The following is a 22904-nucleotide window of genomic DNA, read 5'->3' on the forward strand; positions in this document are numbered from 1 at the left end:
TTTTTTAGTTTGATTCATTAATCAAGAAAATTAGATGGCACTTAATAACAACAAAGGAAGATAGAATCAATGTTTAACTTAATATGAGCTAATTTTCATGTTGTTACTCCCTCATTTATTTTAATTGGAAAGACTGATTGTTTAAGTACATGATAAATATCTAAAAATAATAATTGTAGAGGTTCATTGGCAATAATCGGATAAGGAAGTAATTGTAAACAATCCTCTAAATTATGGACAATTTTCTGCAAACTTGTAAATCCTAGCATGGCTGGGCCACCTTTGAGGCTAAAGGTAGTAGGGAAAATTGCTTCTAATTCGTATCTATCATCAATTGTATTTTGCATATTCAGGGAACCGTTGTAGATGGTGTTCAGGTGTTCTTGTGATTCCTCGACATAGTAACCTATGATGTTTTGAAATTTTTCTGGGTTCATAATTTTAATAGGTGTTAGTTGAAAACCAATATCCAATCATACTTATTAGGCATTCTTTGCCAGTATTCTGATAGTACAGGTGCTATTTCTTAGGAACATCTTCGGTATACAAACCAAACAACTAAGGAGTATGTTAGAGTATGTTTGAAGTTTGATTGTTTTGACAACTACTGGTGAATAACTACAAGAGAGGATGCTCTTCTTCCAGAAAGAGACTCCTTAATGTTTGTTGTTCGTATTTAGTTAGACTACCCACTTCTAACTGGATTCCTATCTTGAGTTAACGCAAAAAACCGCTTTCACTAGTGAAGCGGTTCTGAATCTATAAAGGGAATAGGGAATAGGGTTTAGGGAGATCGAGAGAATAATATATTCCCTCCTGATTCCTGATAGCGTACCCTACGGCAAGTAAGCTAAACTTAGTGTGCCGTAGGCATAGCGTGACGATAGCCATACTCCTTCTAATAATGTGTACCTGTCTTGCGGTGGTTGATAGCTGTTATGGCATCGGGTTTGAGTAATTTACCGTTATCTACGGTTGCATAGACTACCCAATGATCACCACATTCCAGACGTTGGTTAACGGAACATTCTAAATATGCTGAAGCGTCAGTGAGAACTGTACAACCGTTGTCTGCGTCTACAGTCTGGAAGTTAGCAAACCGGTCTTCTCCGGGGGTGAAATTTTTACGGAAATGTTTCATGTAGTCTACATGAACTCCTTCCGGGAGAATATTCAGGACAAATTTACCACCGGGATACATGAGGGATTCTACGGCTCTATCTTTGGCGATCGCCACCGTAATTCCTGGTGGGTTAAAAGTAGCTTGAGAAACCCAAGCACCTAACATTCCTGTGGAAACTTCTCCTTGTTTAGCACTGACCACACAGACAGAACCAATAATTCTGCCCACTGCTTGTTCTGTTGGGGTAGCTGCTTGTTGGGGTACACGAATTTTCCTAGCCTTTTTCAACCCCTGTGCAAAATCTGTACCAATTTCTTCACACATTTTCAGAGTCACTTCATCAGGTTTAAACTTCACTTTCAACGTGTCGAAGCCAAACCGATATCCAGCATCTCGCAGTTTACATTCAACTAAATCTAAAGCTTCTCCACTCCAACCATAGGAACCAAACACCCCAGCCAGTTTACTACTGTCACCAGTAGCTAAGACAATACCTAAAGCTGTGTGAATAGGTGTAGGTGCATGACCACCAATAGTCGGAGTACCAATAATTAAAGCATCCGCTTGTTCTACGGTATGACGAATTTCGTCAGGTGGTGCAAATTCGCAATTAATAGAATGAACAGCGACTCCTCCTTTAGTTAGCCCCAAGGCCATCGCCTGTGCTAAAATCGCTGTATTTCCATAAGCTGAAGCGTAAAGTAACGCCACAGATATTTCCCGATTCTTTTGAGAATGACTCCATTCACCATAAGCTTTAGTCAATTCAATTAAGCCAGTACGTACCAAAGGACCATGACCAACAGCATACATTCTCACCTGCAAATCAGAGATCTTCTCCAAAGCAGCTTCTACGTGAGTTGCATGGGGAGCCATCAAACAATTAAAATAGTAACGTTGGTCTTCCTTAAAGCTTTCCACATTGTCATCAAAGACTTGATCACCACAGATATGCACTCCAAATAATTTATCTGTGTAGAGAATTTGGGTCTGCTGGTCGTAGGTACAAAGTGCTTCTGGCCAACGGGGACTAGGAGTAGGTAAGAATTTTAAAACATGACCCTTACCCAAATCTAATGTTTCTTTACCACGCATGACCAAAACTTTGATATCTTGGTCTGGGAAAGATGCTCGCAAATTATTTGCACCAAGAAGAGAACAAACAAAAGTAATTTGTGGTGCAAGTTCTAAAAGTGCTTTTAAAGTTGGTATCCGATTGGGGCTAAAATGACCCATAATCACATAATCCAACTTGCGGAAGTTGACCGTATTCTGCAAAGCTTCTAGATAAATAGTGGTGAAGCTTTCTCCCGGAGGATCAATCAATGCAGTATTATCGGCTTCTATTAAATAGCAATTAGAGGTAGTACCTCTTTCTAGTGCATATTCAATTTCAAACCGGAGACGTGACCAACTTCTCGCTCTGAGAACCTTTGTATTTGTAGCAATAGGTAGAACTTGTACGTCGCGTGGTTTGGAATCGCTCATAGATTTTTTAGATGTTTGTTGTGGAGAAAAAACTTGAGAAAACCAATTTTTAGCCGATGCAAAAGCGTTGGAAAAAGAATCTGGAAGTTCCATATAAATTATGAAATGATCGCCGTAAAATATCTGTGCATTGCAATTCAAAATTAAAAAATGGGTAATGGGGAATTGGTAATCGGGAGAATTATCTATCACCTATCCCCAATACCCAGTCCCCAATACCCAGTCCCCAGTCGCCAATTAGTAGTAGTTCCCTACTTTGCGATGACGTACTGCTGTAACTGCGTCAGGTTTAGAAACTCGTCCATTTTCAACTGTGCAGTATAAAATCCAGTGGTCACTACATTCCATGCTGGTGACAACTTCACATTCCATGTATGCAAGTGCATCTGTCAAAATTGGTGAACCGTTTTTGGCGGTTTGGGTTTTTACTCCGGCAAATCTATCTGCACCGGGATGTAAACGCTTGAGGAAGTGCTTTTTCAGGTCTTGATAATTTCCTTCTTCCAGAACGTTGAGAACAAAGCGATCACCTATTTGCAGTAAGCTATCAATAGCCCGATCTTTAGCTACAGCCATGGTGAATCCTAACGGCTGTAAACTAGCTTGTGTCACCCAGGAAGCTATCATTGCACCACTAATATCACCTTTTTTGGTGGTAACAATGTACAATCCACTGCTAATCCGACCCAACGCTTTTTCCATGTTCACGTCGAGGGATTTGATTTGTTTGATGTTGCGTTCCCGCATCACCAATTGTCCCAAATCTGTACCTGCTTCTCCACAAATTTGGTACGTAAAGACACCAGGAACTTCTTTAATGCGAATTGCTGGAAATGCTTCTTTAATTCCCAAGTCAATAAACTTACGACGTAAGGTATCAATGGGTTCATCATCGCCACCGTAACATTCAAATAGTCCCACTACTTGCTTATTTTTGGCGACTGATAGCAATGAACTGATACCAGATTGAGCAGAAATCGAACTAGTTGGAGGCATTCCAATCACAAGACCTGATGCTCTACCTGCTAGTTCTTGAATTTCTTGAGGTTCTGCGGTGTTCAGATCAATTACTTCTACTCCCACACCAGCTTTTTGGATACCTTCAGAAATTGCCATAGCCAAGCGATCACTATAACCGTATTCTGAAACATAGAATAAACCAACAGTAGTTTCTGCTGTGGCTTGTCTTTGGCTCCAGCTTTGATAACACTCTGTCAGAATATCTAAGTGATGGTGTAGTAATGGTCCGTGTCCGTTGGCAATAATGTTAATTTTGCCTAAATCACCCATTCTCTTCATTGCATTCAATAGAGAACGAGCATTTGGACTCATTAAGCAATCGTAGTAAAATCTGAAGTCGGCTTCAATGGCCTCTAAATCTTCGTCAAAGGTGCGATTATCACAAAAATGCATTCCAAAAGCATCGCAAGTGTAGATGATTTGGGTTTTGCGGTCAAAGCTGAAAATGGTATCAGGCCAGTGTAAATTTGGCGCACTGACGAATTCTATTTCATGTCCTTTACCAATATTAATGCGATCGCCACTTTTAACAATTCGCTTGGAAAAAGGATCATGTACCAAACCTTCCAAAAATTGCAGTGCTACTTTGGAAGCTAAAACAGTCGCTCTTGGTGCTAACTGTAATACATCTTCTACCAAACCACTATGATCTGGTTCTGTATGACTGACAATTATATAATCAATAGTTTTGGGGTTAACCAAACTTTTGAGTGTATCTAAATACAATTGACGAAACTTCTGGTGAGAAGTATCAATCAAAACAGTTTGTTCACCTCTAATTAAATATGAATTATAGGTTGTGCCGTTTTGCAGTCCAAATTCAATATCAAAACGATCCCGATCCCAATCAAGAGAGCGAATCGCCGTGGTGTTAGGGGCAATTTCAACAGTTTGTATAGTTAACCGAGGCTCAACTTCCTCTGAGATCGCTACCATGATTCGTCTCCGAGTCCAAATAATATTCTCTTCTCAACCCATTTTCTTACTAAACTCTTTTTAAAGTTGTAATGAAGAATATATTTTGAGAAATTCAACTTGTATCAATTACTGCCTTACTGACTCCTTGCAAAACACTTTTCCAGCAAGCTCTACTTGTATTCACTGGTGTAGGTGCGCTAAGTAATTCTAACGCACCCTCAAAACTAAGGAAAATTCACGCTGCAAGTATTAACTAAATTTGCGTCTAATTTTAAACCAAATTCTTCTTCAAACACACCTTTCTTATAATCTAAACTCCACAGTTCTAAAGCACAATCATCACCTAAAATTCTGGGGAATAACAAGATTTTAAATTCATGTTTCTGGGGAATATATTCACACTGCACTTGAGAGATAGCACCGATTTGTCTTCTATCTAAGGCTACTGACAATCTTAAAATTGCACTCAGTTGAGAAACTATGAGCCGATGTTCTTTATGCAATAAATTACGGTAGTTATCGTGTTTTTTCTTAGGGGGTGATTTGCGGTGATAACGGGCTAAATTAGCTATGATTTCTATTTCAGTTTCGTTATAACCAAGTAATTCACCATTTCTAATCAAATAGTATGAATGCTTGTGGTGTGAAGAATGGCTGATGTAGTGACCACAATTGTGTAAAATGGCAGCAGCCCAAAGCAATTGTCTTTCTTGTTGACCCCAATTATGTAGTTGACTTTGAGTTTGATCAAATAAACTCAATGCAAATTTAGCTATGTGATCGCTATGGTCGCCACAAGCATTGCTATTTTCTAAGTTAATATGGTATTTCTTAGCAATTTTTAGAACATTACGTTCTCTAATCGAACTTTGATAGCGTAGTTTGTTGTCAATAAAACCATGTGTCAGCATCCAATCGACAATTACACCTTCTCGCAGAGATCGTTCACAGAGTGAAACTGAATCCACATCTAACAGGGTCATGGCTTCCTGTAATATCACCGCCCCAGCTAGTATCACTTCTGACCGCTTTTCTGGCATTCCTGAAATTGCAGCCCTTTCTACATTGGTCATCCGTCGTAAGCGAGTTACCCAAGTCCGCAAGTCTTGAAGACTAAATTGATAACCGTTGAGAGTAGAAGGAACAACACCCATTTTTTCTTTAGCATGAATAGTTGCTAAGGTTTCAATGGTGCCTGATGTTCCCACCAATTTGGGAGATTCACCAGGTTTGAGTTTAAAAAGTACATCTTCTACAGAACGTTCTAACATCCCTTTTGCATAAGCTTGTAAGTATTGAAACTCACAATGGCTGATTGGGTCGGTGTTAATTAACTCTCCAGTTAGTCGCACTGCACCTACTTTCGTGCTGGTAAGGCTGCGGGGGTCTTGAGAGTCACCTAAAATTAATTCTGTGGAACCACCACCAATGTCAATAATGATGTGTGGTTCGTGATTAAATTCCATCCCTGATAAAACACCTAAATAGATGCGTCGGGCTTCTTCTTGACCAGAAATCAAGTCTACGCTTAAGCCTATTTCGCTTTCTATGTTCTGTAAAAAATCCTGCCCATTAGGGGCTTCGCGGACGGCGCTGGTTGCTACTGCAATAATGCTTTCTGCTTCTAGGCTTTTAGCAAGTTTTTGGAAACGTCCCAAACAAGCGATCGCTTTTCTGATCACTTCTGGTTTGAGTTCTCCAGTTTCCAAGTTGCGCTCGCCTAATCTTACCGTTTCTTTTTCTCTGGCGATCATCGTAAAAGCTGGTAGCGTCGGTTCAATTCTTACTATGACGATATGTAAGGAATTAGTACCGATATCAATAGCCGCAATAATCGGGTTTTGCTTGACTGGTTGAGTAGGTGTACTCTCCCAGTTAGCTGAAACTGCATTCAGCATTTAGGTTTCTCTCTCTTAACAATGAATGGTACAAGGAGGTAGAAGGCGAGAAAGCAAGTGCATAATTATAGCAGATTGCAGATCAATGAAGTACAGAATCTAAATTGAAACCTAGACAGCAAGAGAGTTTTAGTCCTGAATCCTGCCATATTAGTGTGTCGGTTTAATCGGCACTTAATACTTGTTACGTGCAATCTATCTATAGATTAGATTGATCAGGTTAATTATCTGGTGATATTACTCACAATTAAAGTCATGAACTTGTATCCAAAACTGTAACCTTAGTTAATGTATAAGGATCATCAAATAACAAACCCCAGGATACAAATGAAAGATGTTTAAAAAGAGTTTTTGCCTTACGCCATGTATTTTTCCAAAATTTGGATGCTCCCTGTATGTACAGTTAGCAAATAACGATATTATTCTATAGATGTTAAGATATGTGAATTCTTTAAATATGCTCAAAACACCAGAAAGCAACCAAGAACCATTATGGCTTGTAATTATCCGGCTCTTACGCTGGCATAAACCAGAAGGCAGGTTAATTTTGATGATTCCTGCACTATGGGCTATATTTTTGGCAGCTGCTGGTAAACCACCTTTAGCCCTAGTGGGAGTAATTATATTAGGTACTCTAGCCACTAGTGCAGCAGGTTGTGTAGTTAATGATTTATGGGATCGAGATATAGATCCGCAAGTAGAGAGAACACGCGAGCGCCCCCTGGCTTCCCGAGCCCTTTCCTTAAAAGTTGGTATTGTGGTTGGTATAGTTGCCTTAGCCTGTGCACTAGTTCTCGCTTTCTATCTTAACCCCTTAAGCTTCTGGTTATCAGTGGCAGCAGTACCTGTTATTTTATTTTATCCAGGGGCAAAACGGGTATTTCCTGTACCTCAATTGGTGCTTTCCATTGCTTGGGGTTTTGCAGTGTTGATTAGCTGGAGTGCAGTTACACAAAACATTTCCACACCTACTTGGTTACTGTGGGGTGCAACAGTTTTCTGGACATTGGGATTTGATACAATTTATGCGATGAGCGATCGCCAAGATGATCAACGCATCGGTGTTAATTCTAGCGCCCTCTTCTTTGGTAAATACGCTCCTATAGCCATTGGTATTTTCTTCGCTGGAACAATCATCCTCCTCGCTGGAGAGGGAATCTTAGTTAATCTCAATGGATTTTTCTGGATTACCTTAATCACTTCCGCTTGTAGCTGGGTTTGGCAATTTATGCGCTTAAGAAACCCAGAACTACCCAAACCTGCTTATGGTGAAATGTTCCGTCAAAATGTCTGGATTGGATTTTTGATTTTAGCAGGAATAATAGTTGGTTCTTTCTAAAGATTTATACCCCAATACGTTTCAGATAAGCCTCTTTCTCTCCCCCTGGCTGGGTAAACAGATAATTTTTCTTAACTAAACCGTATTGATTTATAGCGGCACACCCAGCCTAAAAAGCTAACCTTATCCAGCTACTGACCTTGATGTTTAATCGGCAAATTAATTACAAACTATGTTCCTTTTTCAACCGCTGGAATTACTTCTATCTTACCTTAGTGTTTCTCAACTATTTGATAACAAATACTCAACCCTAAACCAGTACCTTTACCTACAGGCTTAGTCGTGAAGAAAGGATCAAATAGTTTATTAATAATTTCAGGTGCAATTACTAAAGCATTATCTTTAATTTTGACTTTGATATATGGATAATCAACTTGTGATATCTCTATAACTATTTGTTTATTATGTTGTTTTTGACATTCTATAAAATCCATGTATGGCATTACTAAAGAATGTCCATAAATACCTGATTAAGTTGTACCGGATAACAATCAATCAAAGGTAAGTTATTATATTTTTTAATGACTTTAATTTCTTGATTCAAGCGTTAATTGAAAATTAATAAAGTATTATCAATACCCTCATGAATATCTACATCCTTCATTTCCGGTTCATCTAATCGGAAAAAATTACGCAACGACAATAGAATTTCCCGAATACGTTGAGAGCCCACCGTCATAGATGACAAAATCTTACCCAAATCTTCAGTCATAAGTTCTAAATCAATAGCTGCAATTTTTTCCTCAATGATTAAATTTTTATCAGGGTACTGTTCTTGATACAAATACAATAAAGCAATTAAATTTTTAAAAAAATTTTCAGTACATGGAACATTACCATGAATAAAATTCACAGAATTCTTAATCTCATGGGCCATTCCTGCTACCATCTCCCCAAGAGAAGATATTTTTTCAGTTTGAATTAGTTGCGCTTGAGTATTTTTTAAATCTTGCAGTGCTTGTTGCAGTTCTTGAGTTCTTTATTTGACCCTTTGTTCTAAAGTTCGTTGCGCTTGTCGCAGTTCTTGAGTTCGTTTTTCTACCCTTTATTCTAAATTTTTACGAGGAAGTTATAATTAGTCTGTATAATCTGCAACAGAGTCGACTAATTGATTTAAGGATGTTGGTAATGTCCCTACTTCATCATTGGTTTTAATATTAGCTCTGATTTTAAAATTTGATTCTTGGGTGATTTTTCTAGCAGTGTTAGTAACTGCTTGTAGAGGACGGGTAATTAAGTTAGTAGTCATAAATGCAAGCACAGCTGCTATTAAATACAAAATTAATATACTTTTTATAATATACTTTTTATTCGCAGCTTTTTAGCTTTATCAAAAGCTAACATTTGCCTCATATCTTTGCAGATCAGTATTTTTGATAATTATATTTAACTAATTTACCAGTTCCTCAAATTGGAATTGGGCTTTAGATATTCTTGTTAATTTAGCAAAATTAGCAGAATTAGCTGAGTACAATTATTTGTTTGATATTGTAAGTTATTGACTCCTATAGAACGCCAAAAAGTTATGATACTTTCACTATATAACTGTCTATTGGACTTCATGGAGAATTAATTTTATGTTATAAAAGGGGGTTGTCTTTATTTTAGCCAAAAGTTAGAGTTCCAGGGTTATCTCTGAATTAGCAAGGGCAAAGAACACCAAAAATATATAAAATCTAAAACTCTCTTTCATACCACATAAACAATTTTCTAAGATGTCTATTATTTTTATATTCTTGTATTAAGCTAATGAAATCTTGATTATTTACCGCTAAAGCATTAAAATTTTCTGTAATAAAGGTTTCTAGCTGAGATAACTGTGTATTTACCTGATTAATTTCCTTTGTAAATCTATTTTTTTCGAGATATCTTAATTAAGAAATAATTTTCTACTATATTAACTGCTCTTTGTGGATACATCCTTACCGTAGTTACAGAATTTTTTAAATCTTTTACAAGTAATTCTTGCTGATAACATGGAAATAATTGCTTTTGGGCTGTTTCTTCGTAATAGTTGGCAATCAGTAAAGTACTTATTGCTCCTGTAGGAATTATATAGAAATCATATTTGATTTTTGAAAAAGACTAAGAGATAATACTGAGAAACTATCTTATCTAATAGCTAACAATGAGTAATCAGGAGCTACAATCTAAAATTGCAGAACTACAAGAATTTATAGATGAGCTTCCAGATGCAAGGGAAGTAAGAAAAGCATTGGCAGTGAAGCTGGTTTATCAAAGCTACAAGTATGAGGAAATTCAAACAATTTTAGATGTTTCAGTTGGTTCAATAACAACATGGAAACAAGCCTATGAGAAAGATGGAATTTTAGGACTGCGCCTGAAACACAAAGGGAGAAAAAGCTACTTGAATACTCAACAAAGAGAAGGAGTACTGGCTTGGTTACAAACGAAGGAATGTTGGGAGCTTGGCGAACTTGAGTATAAATTGGCTTTTGAATATGATGTACTTTATGAATCAAAAGGTAGTTATTATGACTTGTTTGATGCGGCAGGAATTACTTGGAAGAAAACATCTTCAGCAAATCCAAAAGCTAATGAAGAAGCACTTGCCGCAAAAAAAAGAGATTTCATCATTGTTGGCGAGCTGCTGAGAAGATATAGAAGCTGGGCTATTGAGAGTTTTGCTATTAGATGAGTGTCATTTACTTTGGGGAGATAGCATTGGATATGTTTGGGGTAGAACTGACCAAAAAATAAGCATTCCAATTAGTAACGAACGAGATAAACAAACTTATTATGGAGCAGTTGACTATTTAGGTAAAAATTTATTGTTGAAAACCTATGATACAGCTAACTCAAAAAATACTATGGATTATCTCAGCTATTTACTAGAAGAGTCACCTAACCAACAATTACTTATTTTCTGGGATGGAGCTAGTTATCATCGTTCAAAAGAAATTCAAAATTTTTTAGCATCTATTAACCAAGGTTTACCTTTAGAGCAATGGAAAATTTATTGCGTCCGCTTTGCTCCTAACTGTCCCTCTCAAAACCCCATAGAAGATGTTTGGTTGCAAGGGAAAACTTGGGTGCGACGTTTTTGTGCTTTAATCCCAACATTTTCTCATCTTAAGTGGATATTTGAGTGGTTGATTCAAAATACTACCTTTGATTTTCCCTCTCTCCAGATGTACGGAGCATTTTCATAAATCAAATACTAGTGCTACACCAGCCATACCGTGTAACCAAAACTAATTCTTTTGGCTATATTCCAGCTATTAGTGAAGGAGTCAAGACTCCAGAAAATAGGTTTTATCTTTCTTTTAAGAAGATATATCATTGATTAGAGCAACTAATATGAGAGATTTTCTGTTCCAATGCTGTTATATACTGCAGTTATTATATTATAATCAACGTCTTTTGCTAAAACTAGTTGCACTTTCTTATATTTCTATTTAGTTTGAGCTGATACTATCAAACTTTATTAGGACTTGCTTTACAATTACTTAATTCTGACTCATAAGTAATTCATTTTCTAGTAAAAGAACCCAAGGATTAAGTTAATTAATATACATAAGTTTCCAATAGATGTATATGGAATTCTGCTTTCTTTGATTCATTCATAATACCTTGCATATCCATGATTAATTTTTATGAGATGCTACATGAACATAGAGACTCTTAAACAGGAAAAAGGGACAGAAGACAGATATGTAAAGTTTTTCAAGCGCATATTACAGGCAGCTTTGGCTCTAGCTTGCGTGGTGTTAGCCATAAGTTACTGAAAAGGATACACAAGAATTTAAGAGAATTTATCTAGTTAGACAATTGATAACTGGTAACTGATTTAATATCTCTGATGCTAGATTAAAAATTATCATGATAGTTATTTTATTAGTTGAAATATTCATCTACAAGCTAGATTAATATTTCAACTAAATATAGCAATCTCTTGCTGTAGAAATTACTGGTATGAGTTTATTTTCTATTTATAGTGTTAGCGTACTTATCGGTACAATAACTTCTAGCAAAACAGGAACAGCAAAGATACTTAATGATACATTACGCTATGCATAAATTCTTAATTACAAGTAGTCTGACCCTAACTTAATCAAGCATTTTCCTGTATCAATTCCTCCTAATGCCAAAGCTGTGCATCTAGCTTACTCAAAAGGTCTCATTCAAGGAAGTAGTTTTTTCAAATCCGTTTTCAACAGCCTCGAGAAAAGATTGAGAAATTACTTTTACAGTACAGTAAAAGTGCTTTGTCTTAATATCAAAGAGGTGATACAAACGACCATAGTAACCAACCTAATGGTGTACCGACAACCTTTTCTTACACGAGTAGTTTGGGTAATGAAGTTTTTCCCAAGACTTATCAAATAAATATTGGTATTAAAAGCACAGTATTAAGGTAAAGCAGGGTTTAAATGGAATCATGGTCATAGTTATGGAGTAGCTATTGATAGTACAGCATCAGAAATTGTTTATTGGGTAGAGAAGTGGTAATTCAACTCATAATGCCTAATTAAGGTTCAATTTAATTTTGGTTGCTCAGTTGTAATCTGTCGCCAGATTTTGGAGAATGAGGGTGAGAAGAAATATTATTCGTGTAATGGGGCTTGGAGAAACAGCCACAGCGGATGATTTGTAAAACTGTTATGAAATAGGAAAATGTTTCTATTGTGAATGATGGCGAAGAAGCGATCACAGTTGCCAAGACAATGTTAAACCAAAATACACTTATACCTACTTAGATCAATTCAGCTATCAAAATCGTTACAGTTCATTACGAATTAAGAGGCCGAGTAAAACAAACATGATAGCGTTTAATCATGTCATACAACCACACAAAATCTAGCAAGGAGAACTCAGTGACAATGGAATCAAATGTATTAACGGGCGCAGTTGTAGAAAACCAAGACATCAGTGAATACGTGGCACATCTACAATTGCACATGACACTCCAAGCTCGCAACTTGGTTCCAACACTAAAACAGATACAAGAAGACAGTCGCCAGCAGTTACTTCATCAAACCCAAGCCAACTTTGAAAAGCTGGTTTCTCGACAAGTTTTGTAGAAACAACAGGTACTATGCAGAATTTTAACTGAATTATCATATAATATAAGCAGATATATTTGTGATTAGTGGACCGGTGTAATCACAAATATATCTGCCTTTTATACTTTTTGCGGTATTAGTTACGAAGATCAATCTTTTGGAGCAATAGCTTAAGACCAAAAAGCCGTTAATATTATTCCAGCAGTATCTCACCCTTGGCAATTAGTAAAGGCTAAATGGCGGCTTGAATCAAAATGAATTCACTACTTCCTCGAAATCTCAGCCTCGTAATTCGCCCAGTCCAATACCGGGATCTGGACGGCATTGAGCGCCTAACTCAAGATTCATTTCCAGCCGTATCTCCCCAGGGAAGCTTCTTTACGATGCAATGGCTGCGTCATTGGTTTGGGCTACTCAAATTTTTAAGTTGGTTTCCTAACCCGTTACAATATCGTTTCTGTGGTTATGTAGCAGAGCAAGGGCGGATACTACTTGGGATGATTCAAGTATCACCGTTTAACCGCACTCGTAGCACTTGGCGAATTGACAGGGTGATGTTAGGCCGGGCTGCTGATAAGCAAGGTGTAGGCTCACAATTGCTCCGCCATTGTTTTGAATCAATTTTAGAAGCTCGTACCTGGCTACTAGAAGTTAATGTCAATGATAAAGATGCTTTGGCACTTTATCGGCAAAATGGATTTCAGCGGTTGGCAGAAATGACATACTGGGAAATTACCCCAGAGTTACTGGTTGAATTAGCAAAAGCAGAACCAGATTTACCCAACCTTTTACCAGTCAGTAATGCGGATGCTCCATTGCTGTATCAACTAGATACAGCATCAATGCCGCCTTTGGTACGTCAGGTATTTGACCGCCACACCCATGATTTCAAAACCAGTTTATTTGGTGTTCTTTCTGATGCGGTGAAACAGTGGCTGACTAAAACTGAAGTCGTTAGCGGCTATGTGTTTGAACCCCAGCGTAAAGCCGCTATTGGATATTTTCAGGTGCAACTTGATCGTAAAGGTGAAAATCCTCATGTAGCAACTCTGACTGTTCACCCTGCCTATACTTGGTTGTATCCAGAATTGTTGTCTCAACTAGCTCGCATAGGTGAAGATTTTCCCCAACAAGGTTTACAACTAGCTTCCTCTGATTATCAGCCGGAGCGTGAAGAGTATTTAGAAGGAATTGGGGCCAAGCGTATTGAACATACCCTGATTATGTCGCGCTCTGTTTGGCATAAAATCCGGGAATCAAAATTGGTATCCTTGGAAGGGATTCAGTGGCCGGAAGTGCTGCAAGGACTACAACCAGCACGCAAACCTATTCCTGGTGGAATGTCATGGGTTCCTAAACAACAGCAGCCCAAGTCAGACCGACCGGTGCCAAATAAATCAGAAATTGTCGCTTTTGGCAACCAATACTCGAAGATAGACGCATCTCGTCATTGTGAAGAAGCTGATGCCAAAGAGGAGAACAATTAGCGTGATCCCTCAGCAGAAGTTAAAGTCCTTTATATCAGCCTTGGGAGTAGATGTTGGTAGCAAACGTATTGGTCTGGCTGGGTGCGATGGTACTGGTTTAATTGCCACAGGTCTTACAACTATTGATCGTAAATCCTTTGAAGAGGATGTGGAGCAAATACAACAAATCGTGAATGCTCGCCGGGTGCAAGTTCTGGTTGTTGGTTTACCTTATGCAATGGATGGCTCTTTAGGTTTTCAAGCCCGTCACGTCCAAAAATTTACCCACAGGTTGGCTCAAGCTCTGAAACTGCCTGTGGAATATGTGGATGAGCGATTAACTTCTTACCAAGCAGAACAACTGCTGATTGCAGAAAATCGCTCTCCTTCACGTCATAAGGGACTGATTGACCGTAAAGCAGCAGCCTTGATTTTGCAACAGTGGTTAGATGCTAGAGGTAGCACCTCCAATAGATCAGTAGCATTTGTCGATGATTGATACCTTTTAACATGGTGTTTTAACATGGTATTGTGAAAACTATTACTCAACTGTATATCCAAATTTTGGCTTGACATTGACTGCCATTAAACAGTTCAATAAATTCCATAGTTAGGGATATTGATAAATTTACATAATGTGACTATGTATTCCTCTGAATTTTCTGAAGAAAATGATCGCGCTGATGCTACTTCTATCACTTTGACAGATGAAAAAGGGCGATCGCTCGAATGTTATGTTGAGCATTCCCTCTCAGTAGATGATCAAGAATATGTTTTACTTCTGCCTATAGACTCACCTATAGAAATCTTTGCTTGGCAAGATGAAGGTGAGGAAGAAGAAGCTGTATTGGTGGAAGATGATGAAACAATTGATAGGATTTTTAGCACCGCTCAAGCAGTTCTCTCCGAGCAGAATTTAATCATTAAAAATACTGCCTATGCTTTAACTGTAGTAGGTGAGTTACCACCGGAGGAAGAGTCAGAAATTTTCACCTTAGAAATCGAAGATGAAGAAGCAGAGTTAGAACCAGAGCAACTACAACTACTGGCCAGTTTTTATCATGATGACCAGGAGTATGCAGTTTATACCCCTCTCGATCCGCTGCTATTTTTTGCCCGGATCACTACGACAGGTCAGCCTGAACTGCTCTCTCCTGAAGAGTTTCGCAAAGTGCAACCGCTGTTAGAAGAACACTTGTTTAATCAAGTTGAATAATCGGAGTTTGAAAATTAAAAACTCAGTAATTAAAAATTAAATTTTTAATTGTGAAGTTTGAAAATTGAATTCTGAATTTTTCCATTACTAATCTGACTTTTCACTGTATGTGAACTAGGTTGATGAGTAGTGGAATTTTCTCAATCAGATATTTCCCATACACAATCTAAAATTATTATGACTTGGAACAATATCTTACAGCCTGACTTGATTTTAGAAGGTTCAGTGTTGAACCTGACACCAGATAGCATTCAACAATATGGGCTGAAAGGGCTGGTGTTGGATGTTGATGACACTTTAGTACCAATAACTGTTAGTGCTGCTTCCCCAGAAATGAAACAATGGGTAGAAGAAATCCGTACCTATGCTGTATTGTGCCTGGTCAGCAATAATCTGAGTGAATCCAGAATCGGTAGTATTGCCCGTTCTCTGAATTTACCTTATTACTTGGGTGCGGCTAAACCCTCACGCCGCAAAATTAGAGCAGCTTTGGAACAAATGAATTTACCTGTACATCAAGTGGGTATGGTAGGTGATCGCTTGTTTACTGATGTTTTAGCTGGTAATCGCTTGGGAATGTTTACTATTTTAGTCGAACCTATTGTTCATGCTGATGCTGTCCTCCGTTCTCACCCTATCCGTAACTTTGAAGTTTGGGTATCGGAAATACTCGGCGCTTCTATCGCTCCCAAGCAGACAAAAATTAACAAAGATTTATAAATCAGTAAAAAAGTAAATCTAAAGAAATACCTAAGAAATTTCAACTTTCTCCAAAAATCTTAGATTATAAGTATTAATAAGATCAGGTCAAGCACATAAAGACCTTAGACAATAATAAATAAATATAAACCTGTACAGCGTCAGCCTTCACTATAGAGGGATTGGCGCTGTACAATTTTTGAGGTATTTAACCAAGTTGCAAGTCATCTAGTTGAGGCTGGTAATGGGTAATGGGTAATTGGTGAGTAACCGACTAATGCCCCATGCCCCATGTCCCATGCCCCATGTCCCATGCCCCATGCCCCATGTCCCATGCCCCATGACTAAAACAATAGTTGTTAAAATTGGTACTTCTAGCCTTACTCAACGAGAAACTGGACAACTAGCCCTTTCCACCATTGCTACCTTAACGGAAACCCTGTGCAATTTAAGACTCCAGGGTCATCGCGTAATTTTGGTTTCTTCCGGTGCTGTGGGTGTGGGTTGTGCGTGTTTAGGTTTAACAGAACGTCCCAAAGTGATCGCTCTCAAACAAGCGGTAGCAGCTGTTGGACAAGGTAGGCTAATACGTATCTATGATGATTTATTTACTACTTTACAACAACCTATAGCCCAAGTATTATTAACACGCGCTGATTTGGTACAACGTAGCCGCTATCTAAATGCTTACAATACTTTTCAGGAATTGCTACGACTAGGAGTAATTCCGGTAGTGAATGAAAATGATACTGTGGCTGTAGAGGAATTGAAATTTGGTGATAACGACACCCTTTCTGCTTTAGTTGCCAGTTTAGTGGAAGCGGATTGGTTATTTTTACTGACAGACGTTGAGAAATTATATTCTGCTGATCCTCGTTCTGTACCTGATGCCCGTCCTATCAGTTTGGTAAGTAATATGAGGGAATTGGCAGATTTGCAAATTCAAACCGGGGGACAGGGTTCTCAGTGGGGTACTGGTGGAATGGTAACAAAAATATCTGCTGCCAGAATTGCGATCGCAGCGGGTGTGCGAACTATAATTACTCAAGGGCGTTTTCCTCACAATATTGAGAAAATTATCCAAGGGGAAGCTATAGGAACGCATTTTGAACCGCAACCAGAACCAACCTCAGCTAGAAAACGCTGGATAGCTTATGGTTTAGTACCGATGGGTAAATTATATTTAGATGATGGGGCTATTAATGCTATTTCCCAAGCAGGAAAATCTCTGTTGGCTGCGGGAATTAAAGCTGTACAAGGGGAATTTGACCATCAGGAAGCGGTACAATTGTGCGATGGCACAGGTAATGAAATTGCCAGAGGTTTGGTGAATTATAACAGTGAAGAATTACAAAAAATTTGTGGTTGTCATTCACGGGACATTGCGGGAATTTTGGGTTATGCAGGTGCGGAAACTGTAATTCATCGGGATAATTTGGTGTTGATTTAGGAGTGTTTTTAACGCAGAGGAACGCGGAGGTTCAAGGAGTTTTTTGGAGGAGAGGTTATGGTTCAAGCTTTAGAAGGTTCTTTGAGTTTACCAGAGGAGGAACAACGTTTCTAGCGTCGTGGAGTTAGTTGGGAAAGATTTCAAGCAATTCAAAGGGGTTTTGAGCATTTACCAGGAGTGCATTTATTTTATTGTGAGGGAGTTTTAGAAATTGTAGGTATCGGTAAAGCGCATGGATTTATAACTTCTTTAATAGGTTTGTTACTGGGACAGTATTTTCTAGAAAAAGAAATTGAATTTTTTCCAAGTAGTAGTTTTAATCAAGTTATTCCGGGTGTAGTCGATTATCAAGCAGATTTGTCTTATTGTCTATGAAGTTTTACAAAAAATAAAAGACAGACGAGGGATGTATATTGGTAAGCTTTCTATTACTATTTTACGCCATTTTTTAGTCTGATATTCAGTTTGCACGGAGTGAGTTAGATTTGAAATTAACTAAAGAAGATACCGATTTTTACGAAAATCTTCAGCCTTGGATACAAAGACATTTTGATGTAAGAACTTCCAATTCTTGGGCGAATATTATTCTGCTATTTACCCGTGATGACAAGGATGCTCTTAATGGTTTTTCAGGTTACTGGATGAGTGTAAGCAGCGTGATAAAAGTCTAGATACAGAATCTAAGAAGAACTCCATACATATAGATATATCATGAAAAAATAATATCAAAATTATGAAAAGGCTGCTGCCTTCTGCTCATATTAATATGAGGCTCTGCCTCATCAACTCTATTCCCTGTCAGAGACAGGGAACAAGTAATTAAACTTCCACTTTTTCCTTAGATTGATTCAAAGCTACAACATCCTGCAACCTGGAAATCACAAAAGACTTCTCTAGATAAGAAAACAAACCGCCGGCTTTTGGACCACGTTCCTTATTTAAAAACGATAGATACAAAGCCTTAAACGCAGTCGCTTGTTGAACTTGTAATTCCTTGGTAGTTGAGAAAATCAAACTTTGCAATTCCTCTGCTTCCCAGTTAGAAATATTCTGCAAATTTTCTGCCAACTTATGCAAATAATTAACCTGTTCTTCAGTTAAATCATTTGATCTTTCTGGTACTTGTTCCAGATAGAGAACTAACTTTTCTTCTTCATCAGCGTAATCTTGCAACCATTGTTGAGCCGCAGCTATTCTTTGATTGACAATTTGCTGATCATACTCAGTTAAAGGTTGTTGGCTACGTTGTACAACTTCTTCTTGAATATTCAAGCGGGGAACTTGCAACAGAGAAATCAGCGTACTAAAATCAAATGGTTGGAAGGTTTGAATGTCATCACCTAATTGCGCGTAAAATAACGGCATTAGTTCTTCAGTTAATTCAGGGGAATTAGAATACTTGTTAATCAAAGTATCGTAGTCTCTGAATAAACGAGTGATGGTTTCATAATTCGGGACAAAATTAATTACTGTTCTCGGCTGAGTTCGCAACATTAAAAAGCGCAGTAATTCAGGAGGAAGCAAAGCTGCAATTTCCTTTGCACTCGAACCAACACCCTTAGAAGAACTCATTTTCGTGCCATTGACGAGAATAAATTCATAAGGAGAATGGAATGGTGGTTGTTTTTGTAAAACCTTCCGAGAAATAGCATTGGCAACATCTCTAGAACCACCTTTTTGAGAGTGGTCTTTACCTGCCATTTCAATAGTTACACCTACAACATCCCACTTAGCCACCCATTCAACTTTCCAAGGTAATTTACCATTACCATTAAAAGGAGAAACCCAACCAGAATGACCACAACCTTTTGTATAGTTGGTTGCATCTGGGTTACAGGTGTAAAAAACTTCTGATCCGTTGTAATCTGTAGTTACAGTTGTGGCAATTTTGCCGCAATTTTCACAAACAACTTGAAAAGGATACCAGTTATTGGGGCGGTCTGCTTTACTAACCTCTTTGTATACTTCTCGGACTAGGTGGGCATTTTTTAAGAAAGTGTCGATATGGGAATTGAGTTTTCCAGAACGATATAAATCACGTAAAAAATAAGTTTCTGGTTTAATTCCTAAATACTCAAAAACTTCAAAAAATTCGCCGATGAAATATTTAGCGTAATCACTTGCACCTTCTGCTGGAGAAGGAACATTACATATGGGAAAACCCAAATAAGGAGCAAATGTTTCTTGCTCAAGGTATTTGGGAACTGTATCTAGTGCGTCATAGTCATCCACACCGTACAAGAATTTCACGGGCTTACGTGCGTGTTTCAAGGCACGGTAAATAACGTCATGGATAACCACACCCCGCAATGACCCGACGTGGACTCTACCTGATGGAGTCTTGGAATCATTAACTACCTGGTAGCCTTGTGCATCAGCAGCGATTTTATCAGCCCAAAACATTTGCCATATTATCTTTTCACAATCCCTCTATTCTACCTCTATGATTCATCATCGGTGATGAGTTACATCAGCTATTGGCTTGTAGTTGGCACTTTAGCGTTGAAAGTTTCCATAAAATCAAGACACCTGTACATCTGTTGTTGCATAGTCTCAGCATCAGCATGAAACCGTCCTCCATGACTGGGTAGCACCCACTCAAAGCAATAATTAGCCAATTTACGCATAGATTTAATCTGTTCTGACCAGGAATACCAGCAGAAATCATGAAAAGCCGCTAAGTGATGGAGGTCTTCTGACCAAGCAAGATGGTCTCCTGTGAAGAGAAATTTATTCTTGTACAGTAAAACTGTATGTCCTTTGCTGTGGCCGGGAACGGGGATAATTAATAAATTTGCTGTGAGTGGAAATGGTTCTGAACCTGTTAACTGTATTTCTATATTCTGTGTATCTGTAGAAATATCATCAATATGTAAAATGCGTTGACAGTGAAAATGTTCCGCAAATTTTTGATGTTCAGCGATGTCGTCTTTGTGAGATAGGAACATATAACTAATTCCTCCCATCTCTTCTAGACGCTTAACTAAAGAACGGGTAAAGCGGGGAGAATCTACCAAAATGTTACCTTCTGGCAGTTGAATTAAATAACTAGTACCGCCAAAAGATTTTTCTGAATGATAGCCGCAATGGTAAACACTTTCATCTATAAAAATCGGGAAAGTTTGCTGCACAGATTTAATCTCTTTTGGTATTTCTACTGTACCAATAGAACTGGTAGGACATGATAAAAGTGCTTGCAGTGCTGATAATCTTTCTGTTTGATTTGTGGGTTGGTGATGAACTGCCGATTGTTCACCAATACGAGAAAATACCTCAGGAGTCATCCAGCGACAGGTATAACAATCAATACAAGTGGTATCAACATAAAAATCGCCGTTGACGTTTTGAGGTCGGCGCTGATTTAAATAGGCCATGTGAATTCCTGATTACATGACTAAAGGGTGTTATGGATCTAGACTATCAAGGTTTAGCTGAGGTTATGGATCTCTAGAGAGGTAACTTTGTTGTCAATGGGAATAAGTTTATCTCGATGCCTTTCTAAAAGTGCTATCGCTTAGTTCTGGAGTTTAGACTAAATCGGTGATGTTCAAGAAAAAAATGAGGTCTGTATTCAATCAGACCTCCTAGTAGTAGAAACTGAGAGAAGTACTACCAACTCTCCTCTCACCTGCCAATATGAAACGTGCCAGATTAGAAGAATTCTTTCAAGCAGCCTACAAACATCTAGGTAGGGCTAAATGCGGTTCATGACTTGGGAATTGTGGTTAGCTCGTGATATCCTTACCGACAATCCTCTACCTTGGCAGAAGTTGATAAATTGAGCCCTGGAAGAGTTGCTCAAGCGTTGGGTGGAGTTTTTGCAGTCATTGCTAGTCCCACCTGTACACCCAAACCTCACGGAAAGTCTCCTGGTTGACTTATATATTCAACCAGTCTAAAAACGACATAAGTATTTGTCAAAATTACAGCAATAATGTGCGAAAGAAATTGAAATATTGAATGAAGTTGATAGTTTGCGGGAATTGTTGACCGCTGAAAATACAAACTTGCTCAAAAATTACAAAACTGAATGCTTAAATATCGGCCCACCTGACAAATTTAACTATCAGCAATGATATAACCATGAGAACTGTGGGTTAAATTACAGCCGATTCTAACATCTTGATTGTGCCATTATCAGCATCTATTTCTACCTGTAAACCAACCGGGATTGTAAATTTATGGTGTTTGATATGACCAATGATAGAGCCATACCAAGCTGGAATATTTAATGGCTTGATATGTTGTTGTAATATTTGCATGAAAGTAAATGATTGTTGATCTGAAGGTTGGCAATTTGTGCATTGTCCAAACATCCACCCAGAAATTTGATTGATAATACCAGCATTTTTAAACTGCGTTAACATTCTGTCTATGTGATAAATATCTTCACCAATATCTTCCAAAAATAAAATACTGTGATGCCATGATGGTAAATAAGGAGAACCTACCATTGCAGCGACAACTGATAAATTACCACCAATTAATCTACCTTGAGCTTTTCCTGGTGTAATTAATTCTCTTCTTCCTTCATTAGTGGAAGTATTTTCCATTGTTAATTATTCTGCATTAAATAAGAGCCGTTGAAAGTAATCAACTCTAAATTGATTCCAGTTAGAAGTAGCAACTGAGCGATGAAATGTAATTAACTGAATGCGGGCATTAATCGCTAATAATAAAGAAGTAATATGGCTATATCCGAGGATAATTTTGGGATGGGAACGAATCAGAGTTTAACTAAGTAAAGGCAAAATCCGATTACAACCCCAACTGCCACGCATAGCGATAATTGCTTTTACAGATTTATCGACAAACATGGCGTGAATATCTTTGGCGCGGTTTATGTCTGTTCCTGCTAAATATCCATTATGATCTAAAATATGTGCGCCTTTTTTTATTTTTAATCCTAAGTTTGTAAAAGTTTGTTTGGCATCTTTTATATCTTTGGTTTCAATGATACCCGCAGGAGAAATTAAGCCTATAGTATCGCCTATTTTTAGACGTGGTGGTTTAATAGTAGTATGTGGAGAAAGTTGATTTTGGGCGATAGCTGGGGGAATTTGGGTGGCTATGGTGGTTAGTCCCAGGGTGGTAAGAAATTGACGACGGTTGATGTGCATTGGCGAATAGAGGGTTAATAATTACAGCAATTATTGCAAACAGCAGGATATCAAAAAGGTGGTTTAGAAAATAGAAGAACAGCAAGAAAGATATCGCTACATATAAACCCATAGAAACATATAAACCCATTGAAAAATCG

General features: G+C 38.0%; 19 protein-coding genes and 1 pseudogene. 10 read left to right on the forward strand and 10 right to left on the reverse strand.

Annotated elements, in window-relative coordinates; genetic code table 11:
• Positions 1–95: 95 nt before the first annotated feature.
• The 4 genes from AAZO_RS39300 to AAZO_RS19655 form a co-directional block, all read right to left on the reverse strand.
• A complete protein-coding gene (locus tag AAZO_RS39300) occupies positions 96–473 on the reverse strand; it encodes an Hpt domain-containing protein (RefSeq protein WP_041641506.1) in 378 nt (125 codons plus the stop codon).
• A 425-nt stretch (positions 474–898) separates the two neighbouring features.
• A complete protein-coding gene (locus AAZO_RS19645) occupies positions 899–2611 on the reverse strand; it encodes a diflavin flavoprotein (RefSeq protein ID WP_041643494.1) in 1713 nt (570 codons plus the stop codon).
• A gap of 237 nt (positions 2612–2848) precedes the next feature.
• Complete coding sequence (locus tag AAZO_RS19650; RefSeq protein ID WP_013192587.1) at positions 2849–4567, reverse strand: diflavin flavoprotein; 1719 nt, start codon at positions 4565–4567, stop codon at positions 2849–2851.
• Positions 4568–4773: 206 nt separating this feature from the next.
• Positions 4774–6447: a Ppx/GppA phosphatase family protein gene (locus tag AAZO_RS19655; protein WP_013192588.1), complete on the reverse strand. Its 1674-nt coding sequence runs from the start codon at positions 6445–6447 to the stop codon at positions 4774–4776.
• 457 nt (positions 6448–6904) lie between these two features.
• Between AAZO_RS19655 and AAZO_RS19660 the strand changes: the two genes are divergently transcribed.
• On the forward strand, positions 6905–7786 hold the full coding sequence (locus tag AAZO_RS19660) for a 4-hydroxybenzoate solanesyltransferase (protein WP_013192589.1): 882 nt from the start codon (positions 6905–6907) through the stop codon (positions 7784–7786).
• Between the two features lie 212 nt (positions 7787–7998).
• Here the strand turns inward: AAZO_RS19660 and AAZO_RS39305 are convergent, their stop codons facing one another.
• From AAZO_RS39305 to AAZO_RS39315, 3 genes are all read right to left on the reverse strand, one after another.
• Positions 7999–8220 carry an ATP-binding protein gene (locus AAZO_RS39305; RefSeq protein ID WP_049790834.1) on the reverse strand — a complete coding sequence of 74 codons (222 nt, stop codon included), beginning with the start codon at positions 8218–8220 and terminating at the stop codon, positions 7999–8001.
• Positions 8221–8333: 113 nt separating this feature from the next.
• On the reverse strand, positions 8334–8675 hold the full coding sequence (locus tag AAZO_RS39310; protein ID WP_049790835.1) for a sensor histidine kinase: 342 nt from the start codon (positions 8673–8675) through the stop codon (positions 8334–8336).
• Between the two features lie 186 nt (positions 8676–8861).
• The gene (locus AAZO_RS39315; protein WP_228371298.1) at positions 8862–9047 is read right to left on the reverse strand and encodes a HAMP domain-containing protein; all 186 of its coding nucleotides are present in this window, start codon (positions 9045–9047) and stop codon (positions 8862–8864) included.
• Between the two features lie 894 nt (positions 9048–9941).
• Between AAZO_RS39315 and AAZO_RS32930 the strand changes: the two genes are divergently transcribed.
• From AAZO_RS32930 to AAZO_RS34270, 9 genes are all read left to right on the forward strand, one after another.
• A protein-coding gene (locus AAZO_RS32930) for an IS630 family transposase (RefSeq protein WP_420807073.1) occupies positions 9942–10959 on the forward strand; the annotation gives its coding sequence in 2 pieces (ribosomal slippage) (positions 9942–10405 and positions 10404–10959; 1020 coding nt in all).
• A 1671-nt stretch (positions 10960–12630) separates the two neighbouring features.
• Entirely contained in the window at positions 12631–12831 is a 201-nt protein-coding gene (locus tag AAZO_RS19685) for a hypothetical protein (RefSeq protein ID WP_013192591.1), read from the forward strand.
• A gap of 236 nt (positions 12832–13067) precedes the next feature.
• Positions 13068–14300, forward strand: coding sequence for a GNAT family N-acetyltransferase (locus tag AAZO_RS19690; protein WP_013192592.1), 1233 nt, complete (start codon positions 13068–13070; stop codon positions 14298–14300).
• Positions 14278–14778 (forward strand): Holliday junction resolvase RuvX, encoded by a 501-nt coding sequence (gene ruvX, locus AAZO_RS19695; protein WP_081462834.1) that lies wholly within the window; start codon positions 14278–14280, stop codon positions 14776–14778. The genes AAZO_RS19690 and ruvX overlap by 23 nt, the downstream gene beginning before the upstream one ends.
• Positions 14779–14922: 144 nt before the next feature.
• Complete coding sequence (locus tag AAZO_RS19700) at positions 14923–15495, forward strand: DUF3727 domain-containing protein (RefSeq protein WP_013192594.1); 573 nt, start codon at positions 14923–14925, stop codon at positions 15493–15495.
• Positions 15496–15672: 177 nt separating this feature from the next.
• On the forward strand, positions 15673–16215 hold the full coding sequence (locus AAZO_RS19705) for a YqeG family HAD IIIA-type phosphatase (protein WP_013192595.1): 543 nt from the start codon (positions 15673–15675) through the stop codon (positions 16213–16215).
• 319 nt (positions 16216–16534) lie between these two features.
• Positions 16535–17644 carry a glutamate 5-kinase gene (gene proB / locus AAZO_RS19710; RefSeq protein ID WP_041643501.1) on the forward strand — a complete coding sequence of 370 codons (1110 nt, stop codon included), beginning with the start codon at positions 16535–16537 and terminating at the stop codon, positions 17642–17644.
• A gap of 177 nt (positions 17645–17821) precedes the next feature.
• Positions 17822–18019, forward strand: a complete 198-nt coding sequence (locus tag AAZO_RS27355; RefSeq protein WP_013192597.1) for a hypothetical protein — start codon at positions 17822–17824, stop codon at positions 18017–18019.
• A 110-nt stretch (positions 18020–18129) separates the two neighbouring features.
• Positions 18130–18315: a hypothetical protein gene (locus AAZO_RS34270; protein ID WP_049790838.1), complete on the forward strand. Its 186-nt coding sequence runs from the start codon at positions 18130–18132 to the stop codon at positions 18313–18315.
• A gap of 148 nt (positions 18316–18463) precedes the next feature.
• On the opposite strand, the gene lysS is transcribed toward AAZO_RS34270, so the two are convergent.
• From lysS to AAZO_RS19735, 3 genes and pseudogenes are all read right to left on the reverse strand, one after another.
• Entirely contained in the window at positions 18464–20047 is a 1584-nt protein-coding gene (gene lysS, locus AAZO_RS19725; RefSeq protein ID WP_013192598.1) for a lysine--tRNA ligase, read from the reverse strand.
• Positions 20048–20118: 71 nt separating this feature from the next.
• A complete protein-coding gene (locus AAZO_RS19730) occupies positions 20119–21018 on the reverse strand; it encodes an MBL fold metallo-hydrolase (protein WP_013192599.1) in 900 nt (299 codons plus the stop codon).
• Between the two features lie 723 nt (positions 21019–21741).
• Positions 21742–22764: pseudogene (locus tag AAZO_RS19735) on the reverse strand (S66 peptidase family protein).
• Positions 22765–22904: the final 140 nt, after the last annotated feature.

Origin of the sequence: 'Nostoc azollae' 0708, from assembly GCF_000196515.1 — a bacterium.
Classification (GTDB): Bacteria; Cyanobacteriota; Cyanobacteriia; order Cyanobacteriales; family Nostocaceae; genus Trichormus_B; species Trichormus_B azollae.